This is a genomic window from Acinetobacter sp. CIP 64.2, from assembly GCF_000369645.1.
Taxonomy (GTDB): Bacteria; Pseudomonadota; Gammaproteobacteria; order Pseudomonadales; family Moraxellaceae; genus Acinetobacter.
Genome location: NZ_KB850122.1, coordinates 1,698,945 through 1,718,288, shown reverse-complemented (window position 1 = coordinate 1,718,288; position 19,344 = coordinate 1,698,945). Strand labels below are relative to the sequence as shown.

The 19,344-nt window shown below is 41.3% G+C and carries 17 protein-coding genes and 3 tRNA genes; 14 read left to right on the top strand and 6 right to left on the bottom strand.

Features of this window, described 5'->3' with window-relative positions:
- Positions 1–115: 115 nt before the first annotated feature.
- On the bottom strand, positions 116–304 hold the full coding sequence (locus tag F895_RS03085; RefSeq protein ID WP_005243545.1) for a hypothetical protein: 189 nt from the start codon (positions 302–304) through the stop codon (positions 116–118).
- 478 nt (positions 305–782) lie between these two features.
- On the opposite strand from F895_RS03085, the gene F895_RS03090 reads away from it, so the two are divergent.
- From F895_RS03090 to pgaD, 7 genes are all read left to right on the top strand, one after another.
- On the top strand, positions 783–1,790 hold the full coding sequence (locus tag F895_RS03090; protein WP_005243543.1) for a CobW family GTP-binding protein: 1,008 nt from the start codon (positions 783–785) through the stop codon (positions 1,788–1,790).
- An 84-nt stretch (positions 1,791–1,874) separates the two neighbouring features.
- Positions 1,875–2,405 carry a YaeQ family protein gene (locus F895_RS03095; RefSeq protein ID WP_005243542.1) on the top strand — a complete coding sequence of 177 codons (531 nt, stop codon included), beginning with the start codon at positions 1,875–1,877 and terminating at the stop codon, positions 2,403–2,405.
- Positions 2,406–2,435: 30 nt separating this feature from the next.
- A complete protein-coding gene (locus F895_RS03100; RefSeq protein ID WP_005243541.1) occupies positions 2,436–2,777 on the top strand; it encodes an FKBP-type peptidyl-prolyl cis-trans isomerase in 342 nt (113 codons plus the stop codon).
- A gap of 364 nt (positions 2,778–3,141) precedes the next feature.
- Positions 3,142–3,543: a hypothetical protein gene (locus tag F895_RS03105; RefSeq protein WP_005243540.1), complete on the top strand. Its 402-nt coding sequence runs from the start codon at positions 3,142–3,144 to the stop codon at positions 3,541–3,543.
- Positions 3,544–3,799: 256 nt separating this feature from the next.
- On the top strand, positions 3,800–5,797 hold the full coding sequence (gene pgaB, locus F895_RS03110) for a poly-beta-1,6-N-acetyl-D-glucosamine N-deacetylase PgaB (RefSeq protein ID WP_005243539.1): 1,998 nt from the start codon (positions 3,800–3,802) through the stop codon (positions 5,795–5,797).
- 13 nt (positions 5,798–5,810) lie between these two features.
- On the top strand, positions 5,811–7,067 hold the full coding sequence (gene pgaC, locus F895_RS03115; protein WP_005243538.1) for a poly-beta-1,6-N-acetyl-D-glucosamine synthase: 1,257 nt from the start codon (positions 5,811–5,813) through the stop codon (positions 7,065–7,067).
- 32 nt (positions 7,068–7,099) lie between these two features.
- Positions 7,100–7,516 (top strand): poly-beta-1,6-N-acetyl-D-glucosamine biosynthesis protein PgaD, encoded by a 417-nt coding sequence (pgaD, locus tag F895_RS03120; protein ID WP_005243536.1) that lies wholly within the window; start codon positions 7,100–7,102, stop codon positions 7,514–7,516.
- Between the two features lie 141 nt (positions 7,517–7,657).
- Here pgaD and F895_RS03125 read toward each other — a convergent pair.
- Positions 7,658–7,743, bottom strand: a tRNA-Leu gene (locus tag F895_RS03125).
- A gap of 213 nt (positions 7,744–7,956) precedes the next feature.
- On the opposite strand from F895_RS03125, the gene F895_RS03130 reads away from it, so the two are divergent.
- A complete protein-coding gene (locus F895_RS03130) occupies positions 7,957–9,717 on the top strand; it encodes an alkaline phosphatase D family protein (RefSeq protein ID WP_005243534.1) in 1,761 nt (586 codons plus the stop codon).
- Between the two features lie 125 nt (positions 9,718–9,842).
- Here the strand turns inward: F895_RS03130 and F895_RS03135 are convergent.
- A tRNA-Leu gene (locus F895_RS03135) sits at positions 9,843–9,928 on the bottom strand.
- Between the two features lie 8 nt (positions 9,929–9,936).
- Positions 9,937–10,010: transfer RNA gene (locus F895_RS03140), tRNA-Cys, on the bottom strand.
- A 152-nt stretch (positions 10,011–10,162) separates the two neighbouring features.
- Here F895_RS03140 and folD point away from each other — a divergent pair.
- From folD to F895_RS03155, 3 genes are all read left to right on the top strand, one after another.
- Positions 10,163–11,011: a bifunctional methylenetetrahydrofolate dehydrogenase/methenyltetrahydrofolate cyclohydrolase FolD gene (gene folD, locus F895_RS03145; RefSeq protein WP_005243532.1), complete on the top strand. Its 849-nt coding sequence runs from the start codon at positions 10,163–10,165 to the stop codon at positions 11,009–11,011.
- A gap of 49 nt (positions 11,012–11,060) precedes the next feature.
- A complete protein-coding gene (locus tag F895_RS03150) occupies positions 11,061–11,729 on the top strand; it encodes a class I SAM-dependent methyltransferase (protein WP_005243530.1) in 669 nt (222 codons plus the stop codon).
- Positions 11,730–11,891: 162 nt separating this feature from the next.
- Positions 11,892–12,176, top strand: coding sequence for a GNAT family N-acetyltransferase (locus F895_RS03155; RefSeq protein ID WP_005243528.1), 285 nt, complete (start codon positions 11,892–11,894; stop codon positions 12,174–12,176).
- Between the two features lie 56 nt (positions 12,177–12,232).
- Here the strand turns inward: F895_RS03155 and F895_RS03160 are convergent, their stop codons facing one another.
- Positions 12,233–12,655, bottom strand: a complete 423-nt coding sequence (locus tag F895_RS03160) for a hypothetical protein (protein WP_005243526.1) — start codon at positions 12,653–12,655, stop codon at positions 12,233–12,235.
- A gap of 290 nt (positions 12,656–12,945) precedes the next feature.
- On the opposite strand from F895_RS03160, the gene glpK reads away from it, so the two are divergent.
- From glpK to glpD, 3 genes are all read left to right on the top strand, one after another.
- Positions 12,946–14,460, top strand: a complete 1,515-nt coding sequence (glpK, locus tag F895_RS03165; protein WP_005243524.1) for a glycerol kinase GlpK — start codon at positions 12,946–12,948, stop codon at positions 14,458–14,460.
- 52 nt (positions 14,461–14,512) lie between these two features.
- On the top strand, positions 14,513–15,271 hold the full coding sequence (locus tag F895_RS03170) for a DeoR family transcriptional regulator (protein ID WP_005243523.1): 759 nt from the start codon (positions 14,513–14,515) through the stop codon (positions 15,269–15,271).
- 262 nt (positions 15,272–15,533) lie between these two features.
- The gene (gene glpD / locus F895_RS03175) at positions 15,534–17,054 is read left to right on the top strand and encodes a glycerol-3-phosphate dehydrogenase (RefSeq protein ID WP_005243521.1); all 1,521 of its coding nucleotides are present in this window, start codon (positions 15,534–15,536) and stop codon (positions 17,052–17,054) included.
- Positions 17,055–17,134: 80 nt separating this feature from the next.
- Here glpD and F895_RS03180 read toward each other — a convergent pair whose 3' ends face one another.
- The gene (locus F895_RS03180; protein ID WP_005243520.1) at positions 17,135–19,297 is read right to left on the bottom strand and encodes a TonB-dependent siderophore receptor; all 2,163 of its coding nucleotides are present in this window, start codon (positions 19,295–19,297) and stop codon (positions 17,135–17,137) included.
- Positions 19,298–19,344 lie beyond the last annotated feature (47 nt).

Here is a 19,344-nt window from a genome sequence, read left to right as displayed (position 1 = left end):
AAAAAATAAAGATCGAACCGCAGCATGGTTCGATCTTTTTTTACATTTGTAATGAGATAAGCGTTAAGTCATTACAAATGTGGGTCTAAAGGTCTGGAGGAACCTTCAGATCGGTTTAGTTTGTTGGTGCTGGAGTCGATGCTGGTGCTTCAGTCGCAGTTGCATCAGTTGCTGCTTGAGTTTCTGGTTGTTCTTGAGTTGAAACAACGACTTTATCTTCAGTTTGAGCCTCTACAGGTGCTGCAAATGTCGATGCTGCTGCAAGTGTAAGCGTCGTCGCAAGAAGTGTTTTGATAAGTTTCATGTTTGGCATCCTTTATTTCATTTAAAATAACAGCCTCAATAAAATGATTTAGGGCATCTAAATCGCTTATTCGGCATGAGGTTCATGCTATGTGCCAAACGCTGATGCGGCAATATTCTTAACAATCTATTACGTCAATCTTAACAATATGAAATATTGAATCTCCTTATGTAGTTTCTATGTAAAACATCATGAAGAAATTAAGGATGAAAATGTATGAAAATATGTTTTTTTGATTAAAAATTAACCTTGTTTTTTACGCGTTTAAACATTCGATTAAGTTTTATTAAAAACGAATAATTGGATAAATCACTTATATTTAGAATGTAAATAAGATTTTTAGATTTACTTTGTGATAGATGTCTCTTTATTTTTATTTAGTGTTGTTTGGGTTGGATTGCTTGCACTATTTTAGAGTTTATTTTATTTCATTCATTTTTCTCTTTAGAATGAAATAAATTCTTAAGACGAGTTGGCCGTGAAATTTGTTGCTCCCAAAACAGTTCCCACCCATATTATTTCTGGCTTTTTAGGAGCAGGTAAAACCACATTGTTGCAGCATTTATTGACCCAAAAACCAGAGCAGGAAGTCTGGGCAATCCTGATGAACGAGTTTGGGCAAATTGGAGTGGATCAACAACTGATTACACAGCAATCCGGTTATGCAGTGAAAGAGTTATTAGGTGGGTGCTTATGTTGCAGTAGTCAGTTGCCCATGCAAATCGCATTGGCTCGTTTGCTTAGTGAAAGTAAGCCTGATCGTTTGTTTATTGAACCAACAGGTTTAGGGCATCCTGCACAATTATTAGAACAACTCACTGAACCACATTGGCAAAATAGCTTGGCCATGCGGGCATTGGTGATTGTGGTCGATGGCAGTCGCTTACATGATCAGGACTGGGTCGAGCAGAATTTATATCGTGATCAATTAAAAGCTGCACAAATAGTGGTGTTGTCGCATACGGACTGCATGACAACAGCAGACCATCAGGCCTATACAGCCTTAAAACAAGAATATGAAACGTATGTCCAACACTGGATTGAAGCTGAACATGGGCAAGTGCAGATGCAGCAGATTGATGTTGTGCAGCAACCGTTGCAACGCAAGATTCAACCTTTACTCAAGTTGCAACAAGCACAGCTCGCTGCTGAGCAACTGCCACAAATAAAGCAGCTTCCCTATCATTATGTTGAAATGGCTCAAGGCTATACGGTAGCAGGTTGGAAGTTGCCTAAGCGTTGGCAATTCAGCTTTTATGATCTGTTAGATCTGCTGTGTGCTCAGCAGGATTGGCTACGAATCAAAGGTATATTTAATACCGATCAGGGGTGGAAAAGTTTTAACTTTAATCCACAGCAATTTAACTATCAATCTGCTGAAGAGAGTATTGATAACCGAATTGAGATTATTGGCCAATCGGCACAGGATTGGCTGTTATTTGAAACACAATTATTGAGTTGTCGGATTGATCAGATTAATGGCTAAGATGATCAAAGCACATATTTTTGTTGAAAAAATAGAGTATGCTTAGCGCCAAATTTGAGTACACCGTATTGAAGAGTATCGTTTATGGCGTTAAAAGCAACAATATATAAGGCAGATCTGAATATTGCCAATATGGATGAGCATATCTATGCCGATTATCAACTGACACTGGCTTTACATCCATCTGAAACCATTGAGCGTTTGATGGTTCGTATTCTGGCTTATGCACGTTATGCTGATGAACGTTTAGAATTTACCAAAGATTTATTCGAAACAGACGAACCCGCATTATGGCAAAAAGATTTGACGGGATTATTAGAAAAGTGGATTGAAGTTGGTTGTCCGTCTGAAGATAAAGTGAAAAAAGCCAGTGCACGCTGTAAACAGGTTGCAGTGGTGACCTATGGCTCTCAAGCCGATGATTGGTGGCAGAAAAACACCAAAATTAAAACCCTGAGCAATGTGGAAGTATGGCGGTTGGCACCCCAAACTACGCAAGCACTTGAAGGCTTATGTGAGCGAACCATGCAGTTACAGCTCAATATTATGGATGGTGAATGGACCTTGTTAAGTGATCAAGGTCAAGTCGACATCCAGTGGCAGCAATTGCAATAATTTTAGTTTGAGTGATCTGGAGAGATATTAATGAGCACAGAATTAGAAATCATTGATTTAAAAGTGGGTGAGGGTAAAGAAGCAGTGAGAGGTGCTTTAATTACGACACATTACACTGGCTGGCTTGAGGATGGTACCAAGTTTGATTCGTCACTTGATCGTGGCAGCTATTTTGAGACCGTGATTGGAACGGGTCGTGTGATCAAAGGTTGGGATCAAGGCATTATGGGCATGCGTGTGGGTGGAAAGCGTAAACTGATTGTACCAGCTCACTTGGCTTATGGTTCTCGTAAAATCGGTAAAATTATTCCAGCCAATGCCAATTTGACTTTTGAAATTGAGCTTTTTGATGTAAAAACACGCGACGAATAACATTTCGCACGTACTGAAATTCAAGTGATTGGGTTAGGTTTTTCAACAAAATCACTTGAAAATCATATGTATAAGTTGGTACTGTCGATTTTATAATAAGATTCTGATTTTAAAACTATTTCTTTTATCTGAATTTTATTACAGGCTATGAAAAAAATATTGCTTCTACATACAGTCCTGTATATCTTTGAGTTGAAAGGGCAATTTTTTGATCAGCTTTAATTTTGAATAGCAATGTGCTTTTCAAGTGTTTGAAACTTTGCTCTCTGGGTGGCTAGAAGTGGATTGGGGTGAATCCCTTGATAGCAACCGATTATAAAAATGTAACATAAATAAGATAAAAATTGAGTGAGTAGAGGCTGATATGAATGATTATCTGGATATCACGGCATCGGAATTATTAAGAGAGTTGGATCATTTTTTTCTGATAGATACCCATGACGGTGCGCAAACAGGCTTTTGGGTCAACGAAAAAGCACTGACTGATAAACATTATTGGATGGATGGGAATTATAAAGTTGAAATTCTCAGGTCATTGCAACCATCACATCAATATGCTCCCCATGACTATAAAATCACTCGTTTGGCTTTGGGTGAGAATGATACGAATGTCGTGTTATTGGACTATGATGGGGTGCATAAAAGAATCCAGACTTTTCGTCGAGGAGAGTGGGTGAATCGTTTGAATAAGTATTTTTATCAGAAAGAGCGTCATTATTTACAGCAGCTCGCCGATCATCCGAACTTTCAGTCAATTCAGTATTAACATAGATAACTGTCTTAGTTTGCCTCTAATCTTGATCAAATAGATTTGAGGCTGTTCTTCTCGTTAAAATATATTCAGTTAAAGTGTGATTGATTTCATAAAAAATATATTTAAGTTTATTTTCAGTTTTTAAAATTATAAATACAATCCTTAGTTCTTGCTGACCATTCAAAAATATCTTATCAGTCCATTAAACTGTAAGATGATAAAGGCATGATCTGCGATCATTGAATTCCAATTTTGAGACGATATCTCTATGACAACACGTTTCGTGTCTCCGACCTTAAAAGTTTTTCTTGGTCTCGTATTTGGAGTAGTTGCCTGCTCCACAACTGTTGCGGCGAATTCGCAAATTGATGCAACCACATTAACCGTCATTGGATATCATGAAATCACGGATCGAAAAGATGCCTTGATCCCAAGTTACGCGGTTACAGCAAAACAGTTTGATGAGCATATTGATTGGTTGCAAAAGAATGGTTATCACTTTATCAATGTGGATCAACTAATCAAGGCTCACCAAGGTAAATATAAGTTGCCAACTAAGCCCGTGTTATTGACAGTGGATGATGGTTATCAGTCTTTTTATCAAAATGCTTATCCAGTTATTCGGGCGAAAAAGATCCCTGTGGTTTTGGCTGTGGTTGGTTCGTGGCTGGAACCCAAAGCAGGACAGAAAGTCGATTTTGGTGGCGAACTGATTGAGCGAAATAAAATTCTGAGTTGGGATGAGCTTAAGGAAATGCAAAGCAGTGGTCTGGTTGAAATCGCCAGTCATAGTTATCATTTACATCAAGGGGTAAATGGTAATCCGCAGGGAAATTCAGAGCCTGCTGCGATCACCCGTATTTATGATCCTAAAACCAAGAGTTATGAAAGTGATGCCGCTTATCAGGCACGAGTTTTCAAGGATCTTAAAAAAAATAATGAGTTATTAAAGTCACATGGTTTACGCTCACCACGTGTGATGGTTTGGCCGTATGGTCGCTATAATATGCAGCTGGTGCAGATATCTAAACAGTTAGGGATGCCGATTACCATTACTTTGGATGATGGGGCAGACCATGCCAAGCAATCGCTGCAAAATATGAGTCGTATCTTAATTCAAGGGAATATGTCGACCAGTACCTTGGCACAAGAGATTAAAAATCGGGAATTGAATCTAAATGACAATAATCGACCGCAAAAAATCATGCATGTCGATTTAGATTATATCTATGACCCAGATGCCAAACAGCAAGAACGTAATCTAGATCATTTAATTGATCGTATTAATGGTATGGGGGTGAATACTGTTTATTTGCAAGCCTTCTCCGATCCTGATGCCAATGGTTCTGCAGATATGGTTTACTTCCCAAATCGCCATATTCCAATGCGTGCAGACTTATTTAACCGTGTCGCTTGGCAGATTCAGACACGGACACCTGTACAGCGTTTATATGCCTGGATGCCGCTGTTGGCATGGGAACTACCAAAATCGGATCCTGTATCAAAAGATTTGGTCGAAACTCAGCAGGCTAAAGCAGGTGAGCATCTGAATATGGGCTATATTCGTCTCAGCCCATTCTCGCCAGAAGCGCGTCAAACCATTAAAGAGATTTATCAGGACTTAGCGAAATCGACACCATTCGATGGTTTGTTGTTCCATGATGATGTGACATTGTCCGATTATGAAGATGCGAGTCCAGAAGCCTTGGCGGCCTATGCAAAACAAGGTTTACCAACAGATTTAGCTAAGATTCGTGACAATGATGCAGATTTACAGAAATGGACAGCATATAAAACCCGTTATCTAGATGACTTTGCGATGGAGCTTGCAGCGGAGGTGCGTCAATATCAACCCTTCCTTGTGACAGCTCGTAATCTGTATGCACAGGTGGCTTTAAATGCCTATGCTGAAAACTGGTATGCTCAATCTTTGGAGCAATCCTTAAATCGTTATGATTTTACTGCAATTATGGCAATGCCATATATGGAAAAATCGGATAATCCAACCAAGTTTTATACGGATATTCTCAATCGTGTGAAGCAATATCCGAACGGCATTAAAAAGACCGTGATGGAGTTGCAGGCAGTAAACTGGCGTAATGATCAAAAAGTTCCATCTGAAGAAATGGCAGCGACGATCAAGTCTTTATATGAGCAGGGTGCAATGCATGTGGCGTATTATCCAGATGATCCGATCAAAGGACATCCAGATGTCGAAACCATGCATAAGGCTTTTAGTCTAAAATCATCTCAATTAGTACCATAGTCGAGTAATGTAGATGAGTTGGATTGCTTTATTGTGGTCATACGCCATTAAGTTTGTTTTTTACTATCCATTATTTATGTCGTATTTATGGATGGTCGGGGCAATCATTTTTTATTGGAAAGAGCGCCAAGATCCACCATATCAGCAACCTGCCGCTTTGCCTGAATATCCGAAAGTTGCGGTATTGGTACCGTGTTTTAATGAAGGTGATAATGCAGAGGAAACCATTAGTCATGCACTTAAGCTGGATTATCCAAATTTTGAAGTGATTGCGATTAATGATGGCAGTTCTGACAATACTGGTGAGGTGCTAGATCGCTTGGCTACTCAATATGAAAAATTACGAGTCGTTCATTTGGCGCAAAACCAGGGTAAGGCGATGGGACTACAAGCGGGTAGCTTGATGACCGATGCTGAATTTTTGATTGGAATTGATGGGGATGCGTTACTGGATCCCTATGCGGCTAAATGGATGGTGCGCCACTTCTTGGAAGACCCAACAGTCGCGGCAGTCACGGGTAATCCACGTATCCGTACGCGTTCGACCCTATTGGGGCGAATTCAGGTTGGGGAATTTTCTTCAATTGTCGGCATGATTAAGCGTGCTCAACGAACCTTTGGTCGTCTATTTACAGTTTCTGGCGTAATTACGGCCTTCCGTAAAAGCGCCGTGCATCAGGTTGATTACTGGTCACCAAATATGTTGACCGAAGACATTGATATTACCTGGAAGCTACAACGTGCAGGTTGGGATGTACGCTTTGAACCAAATGCCTTGGTGTGGATCTTAATGCCTGAAACCTTAAATGGTTTGTGGAAACAGCGTTTGCGCTGGGCTATGGGTGGGGCACAGGTACTGATTAAGAATATTGATGTTTTCCTTAAACCCAAACTTAATTTTTTATGGCCATTGATGTTTGAGTTATGTTTAACACTCGTTTGGTCATATTTAATGCTTATAATGGCCGTGATCTGGTTACTGCATTTTATCTTTGCGATTCCAGCTCTGGCTGTGGTGAGTTCACCATTTTTACCATATGGTAGTGGAATTTTATTAGGTGCGACCTGTTTAATTCAGTTTGCTTTAAGCAAATGGATGGATAGTCGTTATGAACCAAACCTTGGGAAAAATTATTATTGGATGATTTGGTATCCTTTTGTGTTTTGGTTGATCACGATTACTGCTACAATCGTCGCCTTTCCAAAGGTACTGTTGCGTAATGATGGGAAGCGTGCCCGTTGGATTAGCCCAGATCGTGGAATTCGTTGAGTCTAAAGATTTATTTTGCTGAGTAAAAAGCAATGAAAGCAGACAGTTTGATTATTGATGTACGTCGCCAGTTGCCATGGCATAAACGTTATTTTTCAACGACAACAACCGCAATGATGTGGGCGGGGTGGTTGCTGTTGTGGCGTCCATTTATTTTGGTGTGGGTGTTGGTTGAGTTACAAAAAACGCATATCGCACAGCGTTTAATGACGGCCTTTGGTGATGGGATTGAGCATGGTGTTACAGCACTATTTATGTGTGCAATTGCATTATTATTATGGAGCTTTTTGCCTTCAAAACGTATACACCAAAAGCATGCGGTAGAAAAGACCTTGCCAGATTATGCACGTTATTTTGAATTGCCTGAGCAAGAGATTCAGGTAGGGCGTCAGCAGAAAGTCAGCATCGTGCATCATGATGAGAATGGTAAGATTATTCGCGTAGAATAAGTTGACTGATTAAAATCAAAAATATCGAATGCCTTAATATTTTTATTAAGGCATTTTTTATGCATGATTATTAAATTTTAGGCATAAAAAAACCAGCTTACGCTGGATTTTTATTTGCACCATATTTCACTAGCTGAAACATGGTGCCCGAGGCCAGACTCGAACTGGCACGCTTTGTGGGCGGGGGATTTTAAATCCCCTGTGTCTACCGATTTCACCACTCGGGCATGTGCGCAATAATAGAGGACACATTAAAGCTTGGCAAGAGTAAAACAGACGATTTGCTTTCTTTTCAATCAATTCATGTGTTTATCTGATGAAAATTAAGCACTGTCATATAACTTTCATGATTCTTTCATCAAACTGAGATCAAAGTTTCATCTACGCGAGTTAATTTAAGTCATTTATTTATAGTGATAAAAGTTAAGGTAGCTATCCAAATGACAGCAAAAATTTCACGACGGGAACTCATTCAAAAAAGTCTATTCGGTTTCGGGGCATTATCTTTATCTGCGGGATTTACCGGTTGTAATGACAGTTCGGATAAAGAAACAGCAGTATTACAAGTGAACTTTGAACACGGAGTGGCTAGTGGGGATCCTTTGCAAGATCGAGTGATCTTATGGACACGTTTAACACCAAGTGACAGTAGTGCGCGTTTACAAGTGACTTGGGAAATTGCACTAGACTTGAAATTCAAGCAAATTATTAAAACTGATAAAGTCACGACTGCAGCAGCCCAAGATTTTACTGTGAAAGTAGATGCGACAGGTTTAAAACCAGATCAAAGTTATTTCTATCGCTTTAGCTTTGGCGATAAGTTTTCACCGATTGGACAAACCAAGACCTTACCAACCAGTACCTCAAAGGTAAGTTTTGCGGTATGTTCATGTTCCAACTATCCAGCAGGCTATTTCTATGTGTATCGTGAAATGGCTAAGCAAAATGTTGATGTGGTTATTCATCTGGGGGACTATATTTATGAATATGGTGCAGATGGCTATGCAGCAGAAGATGCAGCGAAATTGGGGCGGACACTTGCAGCAGACAACAATAAGGAAATTATCAAACTAGAGGATTATCGCAAACGTTATGCGCTGTATCGTAAAGACAAAGATTTACAGGCACTACATCATCGTCACCCATTTATTGTGATTTGGGATGATCATGAACTTGCGAACGATGCATGGCGCGATGGGGCTGAAAACCATCAGCCAAACGAAGGGCCATTCCTTGATCGTAAGCTCGCGGCTTTACAGGCTTATTTTGAATGGATGCCAATCCGTCCTGTGGATGAACAACACACCAAGATTTATCGCCAATTCGATTTCGGTAATCTGGTTCAATTGACCATGCTGGATACCCGTATTATTGCGCGTGATGAGCAGTTGAACTATGCCAATTATATGACGGCTACAGGTTTGGATATTGCCAGATTTCAGGCTGATCTAACTAACCCGGCACGTACTCTAATGGGCTATACCCAACGTGACTGGTTAATTGGTAAGTTACAGCAGTCCAATGCAGCATGGAATGTACTCGGTCAGCAGATTCTGATGACCAAGATGTTGGTTCCAGCGGAATTACTACTGGCTTTGGCTGAAATTACTGCAGGTAATCCGAGTGCGGACACCTTAAATAAAATGAATGCGCAAATTACTGAATTGGTGACTTTAAAGATTCGCCTGCAAAAAGGTGATCCAACTTTAACAGCACAAGAAAAAGCGCGTGTGTTAACTGTTGCACCTTATAATCTGGATGCGTGGGATGGCTATTTTGCTGAGCGTGAGATTGTGTATGGTGCTTTGGCACAATTAAAGAAAAAGGTGGTGGTGCTGGCGGGGGATACTCATAATGCTTGGTCGTCAAACTTATACAGCAAAGATGGGGCATTTGTTGGGGTGGAGTTGGCAACCAGTTCAGTGTCTTCACCAGGTCTGGAAAAGTATTTAAATATTCCACTTGCACAATTACAGCAGTTTGAATTTGCATTCACGACCTTGATTGATGAGTTGAATTACTGCAACTTAAATCAGAGAGGCTATTTGATTGTTCAATTTGATACTGCACAAGTGCAATCACAATGGATTTATGTCGATTCGATCAAAAAACCTGAATATGTGATTGATACAAGCCGTGGTTATCAGTTGGTTTTAGATAAAAACTTACTGCCAGTAAAAACAGGGCAGCAAGTGGCTTAAAGTTAAAAAAGCGAGGGAAGGCCAAGTCAATGTACTTGGCTTTTTTATTCTGAGCTAAATTTTAGGCATAAAAAAACCAGCCTGCGCTGGATTTTTATTTGCACCATATTTCAGTAGCTGAAACATGGTGCCCGAGGCCAGACTCGAACTGGCACGCTTTGTGGGCGGGGGATTTTAAATCCCCTGTGTCTACCGATTTCACCACTCGGGCTTTACCAATGGAGGCGGAGGTCGGAATCGAACCGGCGTACACGGAGTTGCAGTCCGCTGCATGACCACTCTGCCACCCCGCCATCTCTTGGTGATGCACATATTAGCAATCTTTAAAAAAAAAACAATAGTGTTTTTCGCGAATATGCACATAAAAACAACATCTAAAAGAATATTGCTCAAATTATCATGTATTATTTACGCAATTGATTCATACCCACTTTGGAGATGCGCTGTGGCATTGGTTTTAGACGGTCGTGCATTAGCAAAACAAATTGAAACGGATTTGTTGGTACGTGTAGAAGCTTTAAAAGCAAAATCGGGGCGTACCCCAATCTTGGCAACGATCTTGGTGGGTGATGACGGTGCATCTGCAACGTATGTGCGTATGAAAGGCAATGCGTGTCGCCGTGTTGGCATGGACTCGCTGAAAGTTGAGTTGCCAAAAGAAACCACAACTGAGCAGTTATTGGCTGAAATTGAAAAATTAAATGCCAATCCAGATGTGCATGGCATTTTGCTGCAACATCCAGTACCTGAACAAATTGATGAAAGAGCATGTTTTGATGCGATTGCACTGGAAAAAGATGTAGATGGTGTGACTTGTTTAGGTTTTGGTCGTATGGCGATGGGCGAAGCTGCTTATGGCTCTGCAACGCCAGCAGGTATTATGACCATCTTGCAAGAAAACAAGATTGAAATTGCAGGTAAGCATGCTGTTGTTGTGGGTCGTTCAGCAATTCTGGGTAAACCGATGGCGATGATGTTGTTGCAAGCCAATGCAACCGTCACGATTTGCCATTCACGGACTAAAAACCTTGCTGATTTCGTAAAACAAGCTGATATCATTGTTGGCGCAGTGGGTAAGGCTGAATTGATTCAAAAAGACTGGATCAAGCAAGGTGCGGTTGTGGTTGATGCAGGTTTCCATCCACGTGATGGCGGTGGCGTTGGTGATATCCAATTAGTTGGTATCGAAGCGGTTGCTTCTGCTTATACGCCTGTTCCAGGTGGTGTAGGTCCAATGACGATCACCACCTTGATTCGTCAAACTGTAGAAGCTGCTGAAAAAGCATTAGCGTAAAATGATTAATAACCCCTCGCGAAGAGGGGTTTTTTAGAACTAAACAAATATGAGCTGTACTTTTCAATTTGCAAAAGCACCTGAGCAATTGCTTAAAGCATTGCATGAGGTGATTCCAAACACCGATTTGCTGGCGCAACAGTTACCTGAAACGCCGATTTCACTCTGGTTGATTCCACCTGTCTTCCCAACCGATCGCTTGGATGATGAAGTCATTCGAAGAATCTGGAATGAAACGCCATACTGGATCTTTTGCTGGGCCTCAGGTTTGGCGATGGCACAATGGCTGTTGGCAGAACCGCATCATGTTAAAGATAAAGTGGTGCTGGATTTTGGGGCGGGTTCTGGTGTGGTGGCAATTGCCGCAAAAATGGCGGGTGCCAAGCGGGTGATTTGCTGTGATATTGATCCAGCCAGTCTTGCATCATGTCGTGAAAATGCATTGTTAAACGATGTTGAACTTGAATATCTGGATGATTTGTATCAGTCCGAGCCAGTCGATGTGTTATTGGCGGCAGATGTACTATATGACCAGTCCAATCGTTTCTTTCTTGATGAGTTTTTAAAGTTTGCACCTGAGGTATGGGTGGCGGATAGCCGTGTCAAAAACTTTAGTCATCCACAATATCTCAAAATTGATGAGCGTAGTGCAACGACTTGGCCTGATTTGGATGAAGCCAAAGAGTTCCGAAATGTCAGTTTTTATCGGACTAAATAAACCACGTCCAACCAATGAGCAAGATGAAAATCGCTGGGTGAAGCAATAAAAATCTTAACAAAACAGTCTGAAACACCATGTTAAAACATTGAGTGAAAGAGCGACACGATAAGTTTCAACTTTATTGAGTGAATCAACGGCGAAAAGCAAAAGGAGCATGATATGGCGATTCAGCAGTCTGATGATGGTAAGCACGGCACATTTCAGTTATTTGAAGGTGAAGTGTTGGCAGGTGAAATGGCCTATACTTGGGCTGGAGGTGAGATGTTGATTATTGATCACACCGATGTGAATGTGGATTTTCGCGGTCAGGGAGTGGGACGTAAGCTTCTTGATGAATTGATCGCTTTTGTGCGTGAGCGTGAGGTGAAAGTAATTCCCTTATGTCCTTTTGCAAAATCTGTATTTGATAAGGATCCATCGATTCGTGATGTGTTAAAAGTATAAAAATAAGTATGGATGTATTCAGTTTTGAACACATCCACTTGGATTGAACAAAACCATCAAGAACAAGTATAACGAACCACTTTAAGTGTCGTTGGACGTGCCTCAAGTGCTTGGCGGGTTGCATAACCTTCACTATTATTTAAATCGGGTGAGTTCGACAGGCCAAAAGTTGTGCGACTGTTGCCCAGTTTTACACCATATTGTTCCTGTTGAGCAGGATTCATGATTTCGTTAACACTCAGTACTGAAATTTTGTAGTTTTTTTCTACACCAAGAACTTGTTTGCACGCATGTTGTAATTTTTTCTCATCCACATCGCGATTGCTACGGGCCGCAAGCGTATAAGAAATTGTTGCAGAAGACGTTGTTTTATTTTCGATTTGGTATCCTGTCATACCATTATATTGATGTGGGCTACTTTGACAGGCTGCAAGAACAAGAGCACCGCTCACAATTAACAATAAATTCGTTTTTTTCATATCAATGATCCCGTTATTTCTGCTTTTAGTATCGCATAAAATAAGTTTTTTATTGTGAGGAATCTTTAAAATACAGGCTATTCATCGTTTTTTAGCTTCAAATTTAAAGAAAGAATTTTCGTTTTCGAACAATTTTGCATATAATCTGCCAAGTTTTTTATTTAATACAGAAGTCATTGCTTTTTTGCAGTATTGGAGCCCGTTTTTTAACGGGCATTTAATTTATTGCAAGATAGGGTTTGTTGAAATTTGACTTAGCCCTCAATTAAGCAAGTCTGGATAGGTATGTCATGATCTCTACAGATAGTCAAAAGAAATACGTGGTTGCATTTGACCAAGGTACAACGAGTTCACGTGCGATCGTGTTGGATCACGATGCGAATGTCATCAGTATTGCTCAGCGTGAGTTTACGCAAATTTACCCGCAGCCAGGTTGGGTTGAGCACGATCCAATGGAAATCTGGGCGACTCAAAGCGCCGTATGGGTTGAAGCTTTAGCGCAAGCAGGTATTTCTAGCGAGCAAATTGCAGCGATTGGGATCACCAATCAACGTGAAACCACGGTGATTTGGGATAAGCAGACCGGCAAGCCTATTTATAATGCAATTGTATGGCAAAGTCGTCAAAGCAATGAAATTTGTAATCAACTGCGCCAAGACGGTTGGCAGGATTATGTCCACAAAGTAACAGGTCTGGTACTTGATCCGTATTTCTCGGCAACTAAAATTAAGTGGATTCTGGATCGCGTTGAAGGCAGCCGTGAACGTGCAGAACGTGGTGAGTTGCTATTTGGTACGATTGATACCTGGTTACTTTGGAAATTGACCAACGGTCAAGTGCATGTCACAGACTATACCAATGCTTCACGTACGATGTTATTCAATATCGAGACTTTGCAATGGGATGACAAACTTCTTGAAGCGTTAAACATTCCAAAAGCAATGTTGCCTGAAGTCCGTAGTTCTTCCGAAATTTATGGTTATACCCATACCATTAGCGGACAAGAGATTGGAATTCCGATTGCAGGTATTGCAGGTGATCAACAAGCTGCGTTATTTGGACAAATGTGTGTGGAAGTGGGGCAAGCAAAAAATACCTATGGTACGGGTTGCTTCTTGCTGATGAACACGGGCAAACGTATTGTTCAGTCTGATCATGGTTTATTGACCACAATCGCGTGTGGTCCGCGCGGTGAAGTGAACTATGCATTGGAAGGTGCGGTATTCAATGGTGGTTCTTGTGTGCAGTGGTTGCGTGATGAACTCAAGGCGATTAATGATTCGCATGATTCTGAATACTATGCAACCAAGGTCAAAGACAGCAATGGTGTCTATGTGGTCCCTGCATTTACTGGTTTAGGTGCGCCATACTGGGATCCTACCGCACGTGGTGCAATCTTGGGGATTACCCGCGGTGTGAGCATCGAACACATTATTCGTGCAACGCTCGAGTCGATTGCTTATCAAACCCGTGATGTTCTGGATGCCATGCAGCAGGATTCGGGTGAAAAGTTACGTACCTTACGTGTTGATGGTGGTGTTACTGCCAATAATTTCTTGATGCAATTCCAAGCTGACATTATGGGAACTTCAGTAGAACGTCCTGCAATGAAAGAAACCACGGGGATGGGGGCGGCATTCTTGGCTGGTTTGGCAGTCGGTTTCTGGTCGGATTTGAATGAATTGAAGAGTAGAATGACGATCGAAAACACCTTTGTGCCAGAGTGCAGTCAAGATGTGACTGAGAAACTTTATAAAGGTTGGTTAAAAGCAGTCGGACGCACTCGTGATTGGGCGGAAGATTAAGCTAAAATAGCTCCAATTTAAGCGGACTTAAAACAACACAGGATGGATGAGCATGAGCTTGATACTACGCCAACAGAAAACCCTCGAGTTAGTGAGAGAACGTGGCTATATCAGTATTGAAGAACTTGCTCAACATTTTGATGTTACCCCACAGACGATTCGTCGTGATATCAATCAATTGGCAGATGAAGGTTTGCTCCGTCGCTATCATGGTGGGGCGGCGCATGATTCGAGTGTAGAAAACACTGAATACACAATGCGTGTTGGGCACATGCTGGAACAAAAAAGAATGATTGCAGCCGCAGTGGCTGCAGCTGTTCCTGATTATGCCTCTTTATTTATTAATATTGGAACCACAACAGAAGCCATTGCACATGCTTTGTTGAATCACACGGGTTTAAGGATTATTACCAATAATCTTAATGTCGCCAAAATCCTTAGTACCAAAGAAGATTTTGAAGTTTTGATTGCCAGTGGGCGTGTTCGTCCAGATGGTGGAGTCATTGGTCAGGCGACGGCAGACTTCTTTAAACAATTTAAAGCAGATTATGCGCTGGTCGGGATTAGTGGGATTGAGGAAGATGGTACGTTACTCGATTTTGATTTTCAGGAAGTGTGTGTGTCTCAGGAAATTGTATCTAGTGCACGTCAGGTATTTCTTGCGGCAGATAGCAGTAAATTTGGCCGTAATGCCATGATTCGTTTGGGGTCGCTAAAGCAGGTGGATTGTATTTTTACCGATCAACAACCAAGCGAAGAATTTATGAAAACAATCCGTGAGCTAGATGTTGCTCTGGTTGTTGCCGAATAGATCTTCACTTTCGAAAAATTGTTACTTTTCTTGAGCCGAGTGTCTCTGGCTCAGGTTTATTTAAATAAGAAGAATGTTGTAAGCCCGAGCGGTCTTTGCATTGCTCAATCGTGATCTTTTTGTATACATCTATTTTCAGTTTTGATTATTTATCTAAAAATGCCTATAAATTGGCATTTTTTTGACTATTTTTTGTTGTTTATTTTCATTTTGCATGTTTTAATGTTCGTTATTGAACAATAATGAAAATTTGCGGTGACTTATGCAAACTTCTCCTCAGTCAAATGACAAAATTTACGACCTAGCTGTGATTGGTGGTGGTATCAATGGTGTTGGTATTGCCGCAGATGCTTCGGGTCGAGGCTTATCTGTATTCCTATGTGAAAAAGATGATCTAGCCAGCCATACCTCTTCTGCAAGCAGTAAGTTGATTCATGGTGGTTTACGTTATCTTGAACATAAAGAGTTCCGTCTTGTACGCGAAGCCTTGGCCGAGCGTGAAGTGTTATTGGCAAAAGCACCGCATATTATTCGACCAATGCGTTTTATCATGCCGCATCGTCCACACTTGCGTCCAGCTTGGCTAATTCGGACAGGATTGTTCTTCTACGATCATTTGGGTAAACGTGAAAAGTTATTGGGTTCAAATAATGTCTATTTTAAAGAAGACAGCCCATTAAACTCAGCGATTACGCGTGGTTTTGAATACTCAGATTGTGCTGTTGATGACTCTCGTTTAGTGGTGCTCAATGCAATGCATGCCCGTGAAAAGGGTGCTGACATTGTGACGCGTACCCGTTGTTTATCGGCACAACGCGAAGGGCAGTACTGGGTTGTTGACTTGGAAAATGCACAAGGCCAGTTCCAGATTAAAGCCAAGGCTTTGGTGAATGCGGCGGGTCCATGGGTTGCACAGTTTATTAAGCAAGATTTGCAGCTTAAATCACCCTATGGCATTCGCTTGATTCAAGGTAGCCATATTATTGTGCCGAAGCTGTATGAAGGTGATAAAGCCTTTATTATGCAGAATGATGACCGTCGTATTGTGTTCGCAATTCCGTATTTAGACCAATACACCATGATTGGTACGACGGATCGTGAATACCAAGGTGATCCAGCACAAGTGAAAATTACACAAGAAGAAATTGATTACTTAATTGAAGTGAGTAATGCACACTTTAAGAATCAATTGACGCAAGCGGATATTATTTCGACTTTTGCAGGCGTGCGTCCACTGTGTGATGATGAGTCAGATAATCCATCGGCGATTACGCGTGACTATACTTTGGCATTGTCTAAAGAGGGTGATGAGCAAGCGCCGTTACTTTCGGTTTTTGGTGGTAAGTTAACCACGTATCGCAAGCTGGCAGAATCTGCAATGCAGCAATTAAAGCCATTCTTCCCTGAAATGAAGGGGAGCTGGACTGCAACAGAAGCATTGCCTGGCGGTGAAAATATGGAGTCGGCTGAGCAGCTGGCAAAAGAAATTCGCGCACAAGTCACAGATGCTTCAGAAGCTTTAGCGAAACGTTGGGCATCTGCTTATGGCTCACGTATCTGGAGTATTTTGGGCGAAGCAACCTCGGTTGAACAGCTGGGGCAGTATTTTGGCCAAGGCTTATATGCAAAAGAAGTCGACTATTTGTGTGGTTCTGAATGGGTAACGAACAGTCAGGATATCTTGTGGAGACGTTCTAAACTCGGTTTGAACTTCACAGCAAATGAAATTGAAAACCTAGATGCTTATTTGGCAAATAAACCAAACACCACGGTTGCTGCTTAAAAGTTATTGATAAAAAAGCCCCTTGTTCATGCATGGACAAGGGGCTTTTTTATTTTTTGTTTGGGCTGAACCTTTACGGTTTAGTATTTAAACTTGAGTGCAACGGTGTAGTTCGCTGGCTCACCATAAAAGGATTGACCATCGGTAAAGCTATTTAGATATTTTTTATTGGTCACATTGTCGGCATTGGCTTGAATGCTGAAACGCGGGTTAACTTCATAGCTTGCCATTAAATTGATCAGTGCATAATCGCTTTGTTGAAGGTAAGTGGCATAGGTAGGGTCTAAACGACTGATTTTACTTTGCCATTTTAAACCGGCACCAACTTTCAGTTTTGGTAACTGTGTTGGAGAGTAGGTGGTGAGGAGGTTAAAGCTTTGTGTCGGGTTGTAGGTTCTGGCTGCACCACCATTTTTTAAATCTTGTAAGCTAAATTGAGTGTAACCCAGAGAAATATTGACTTGATCGGTCAACTGACCAGCCAAACCAACTTCTACACCCTGTGAGCGTAGGTCGCTGATTGCGACTTTACGATTAAGTGGATTGCCATCCGTAGCGCGTAGCGGATAGTTATTTTCTTCCGTTCGGAAAATGGCCAGTGTTCCCGTTAACTTGTCATCTAGCCATGAGCTTTTGAATCCAAGTTCGTAACTTTGTCCTTTGATTGGATCTGCGACTTTCCCCGTCGCTTCATTAACTGAGGTCTGTGGTCTAAAAATAGAGGTATAACTCATATAGCCTGTATATTCAGGTGTGAAGTTATAGCTAAGGCCTGCATAAGGTGAAACTTTACTTTCATTATAATTCATTGGTGCATTATAGCTTGAGCCTTCACTTTTGGCCTGAACATAGTTTGCGCCTAAGGTTAATTTGAGGTCGTCATTCAGATGAAGGCGTGTGGCAGCATAAACCGATTGGTTGCGTTGCGTATAGTCAGCTGTTTGAGAAAAATTAGACCAACTTACACTACTGGGTGTCCAACTCGCCCAATCGGTTGTATAGGGGCTATTGTCAACATAGCTGATATTGCTATCCAGAAGTGTTCCTTTTTTCTCATGGTCATTTTGATGACTTTTGGAGAAGGTATAACCAACAATGGCTTCATGTTCACGATTGAATAGGTCGAATTTACCTTGCAAATTAAAATCGGCAGTATGTAGTTTATTGTTTTCCAGAAAGCCACTTGGAGTGAGTGAAATGCCTGAACCGTCTGCTTTAGGGTAGCCATAATAGTAGAGTAGCTGGCTTTGGCGATCTTTTTCGTTATAGTTATAGCTTAGATTGGCAGACCATGTTTCTAAGAATTTTTGCTTTAACTCAATGAAGGCCTTGCGTGATGTGTTGTCCCAGTAAGCCCAATCTGGATTCGGGTTATAAGAGCGGTTATAACTAATTTGTTTGCCTGAAGCATCCATCAAAGGGAGCGCGCCCCAATTGTTGGCATTCGGCTTGTTTTTTTCTTGACTGGCACCGATAGTCAATAACGTCTGGTCTGTAATATCCGCTTCTATAACCCCTGCAATCCCATTTTTCTCAGATGAATAACGGTCTAAATAGGAATGACCCGTTTGCTCGAATCCAGACAGACGACCACGAATATTTGAAGAAAGGCTACCAGAAACATCAGCTTCGTAGCGTTGAGTATCCCATGAACCATAGCTTAAACCTGCATTGGCTTGGAATTCTTTGGTTGGGCGTTTGCGAATATAGTTGATGGTCGCACTTGGATCGCCAAATGCATTGGTCAGTGCATCTGCACCTTTGATGACTTCTATGCGGTCATAGAAGTAACTATCTGGATTGGTGTCATTATAGTTCCAGCCACTCGCGGGAAATCCGACTCCATCGACCAGAATATTTGAAATTTCGAACCCCCGTGCCATATACACTGAGCGGTCAGTTTCGGAGGAGTTGACGATAATGCCTGGTGTGTTATTTAAAATATCTCTAGAGCTGGTTAATCCAAAATCTTCAATTTGTTGACGTGTCACCACATTAATGGTTTGAGGGATTTCTTTGGCTTCAATATTGAGTTTAGTAGCGCTAGCGCTGTTTTTAATCGTGTATGCCTGAGTTTTTTCACTATTATCATCATCTTGAATCGCTTGCACTTTGATGCTTGGGAGTTGTTGTGCCCCTTCATCTAGCGCATGGCTGTATGAACTAATGGAGATAAATCCTGAGATGGCTAAAAAGAGAGGTGTACGCTTAAAAAAAGGGGAGAGGCTCATGTCTACAACCATGTAAATGAGAAATATTATTATTATAATTATTGTTAATATTTATTAAT

Coding starts and splice junctions, on each gene's coding strand:
- F895_RS03180 (WP_005243520.1), bottom strand. CDS start 19,297: ATGGTTGTAGACATGAGCCTCTCCCCTTTTTTTAAGCGTACACCTCTC.
- F895_RS03155 (WP_005243528.1), top strand. CDS start 11,892: ATGGCGATTCAGCAGTCTGATGATGGTAAGCACGGCACATTTCAGTTA.
- F895_RS03170 (WP_005243523.1), top strand. CDS start 14,513: ATGAGCTTGATACTACGCCAACAGAAAACCCTCGAGTTAGTGAGAGAA.
- glpD (WP_005243521.1), top strand. CDS start 15,534: ATGCAAACTTCTCCTCAGTCAAATGACAAAATTTACGACCTAGCTGTG.
- F895_RS03150 (WP_005243530.1), top strand. CDS start 11,061: ATGAGCTGTACTTTTCAATTTGCAAAAGCACCTGAGCAATTGCTTAAA.
- F895_RS03100 (WP_005243541.1), top strand. CDS start 2,436: ATGAGCACAGAATTAGAAATCATTGATTTAAAAGTGGGTGAGGGTAAA.
- pgaD (WP_005243536.1), top strand. CDS start 7,100: ATGAAAGCAGACAGTTTGATTATTGATGTACGTCGCCAGTTGCCATGG.
- F895_RS03130 (WP_005243534.1), top strand. CDS start 7,957: ATGACAGCAAAAATTTCACGACGGGAACTCATTCAAAAAAGTCTATTC.
- F895_RS03160 (WP_005243526.1), bottom strand. CDS start 12,655: ATGAAAAAAACGAATTTATTGTTAATTGTGAGCGGTGCTCTTGTTCTT.
- F895_RS03085 (WP_005243545.1), bottom strand. CDS start 304: ATGAAACTTATCAAAACACTTCTTGCGACGACGCTTACACTTGCAGCA.
- pgaB (WP_005243539.1), top strand. CDS start 3,800: ATGACAACACGTTTCGTGTCTCCGACCTTAAAAGTTTTTCTTGGTCTC.
- F895_RS03105 (WP_005243540.1), top strand. CDS start 3,142: ATGAATGATTATCTGGATATCACGGCATCGGAATTATTAAGAGAGTTG.
- F895_RS03095 (WP_005243542.1), top strand. CDS start 1,875: ATGGCGTTAAAAGCAACAATATATAAGGCAGATCTGAATATTGCCAAT.
- glpK (WP_005243524.1), top strand. CDS start 12,946: ATGATCTCTACAGATAGTCAAAAGAAATACGTGGTTGCATTTGACCAA.
- pgaC (WP_005243538.1), top strand. CDS start 5,811: ATGAGTTGGATTGCTTTATTGTGGTCATACGCCATTAAGTTTGTTTTT.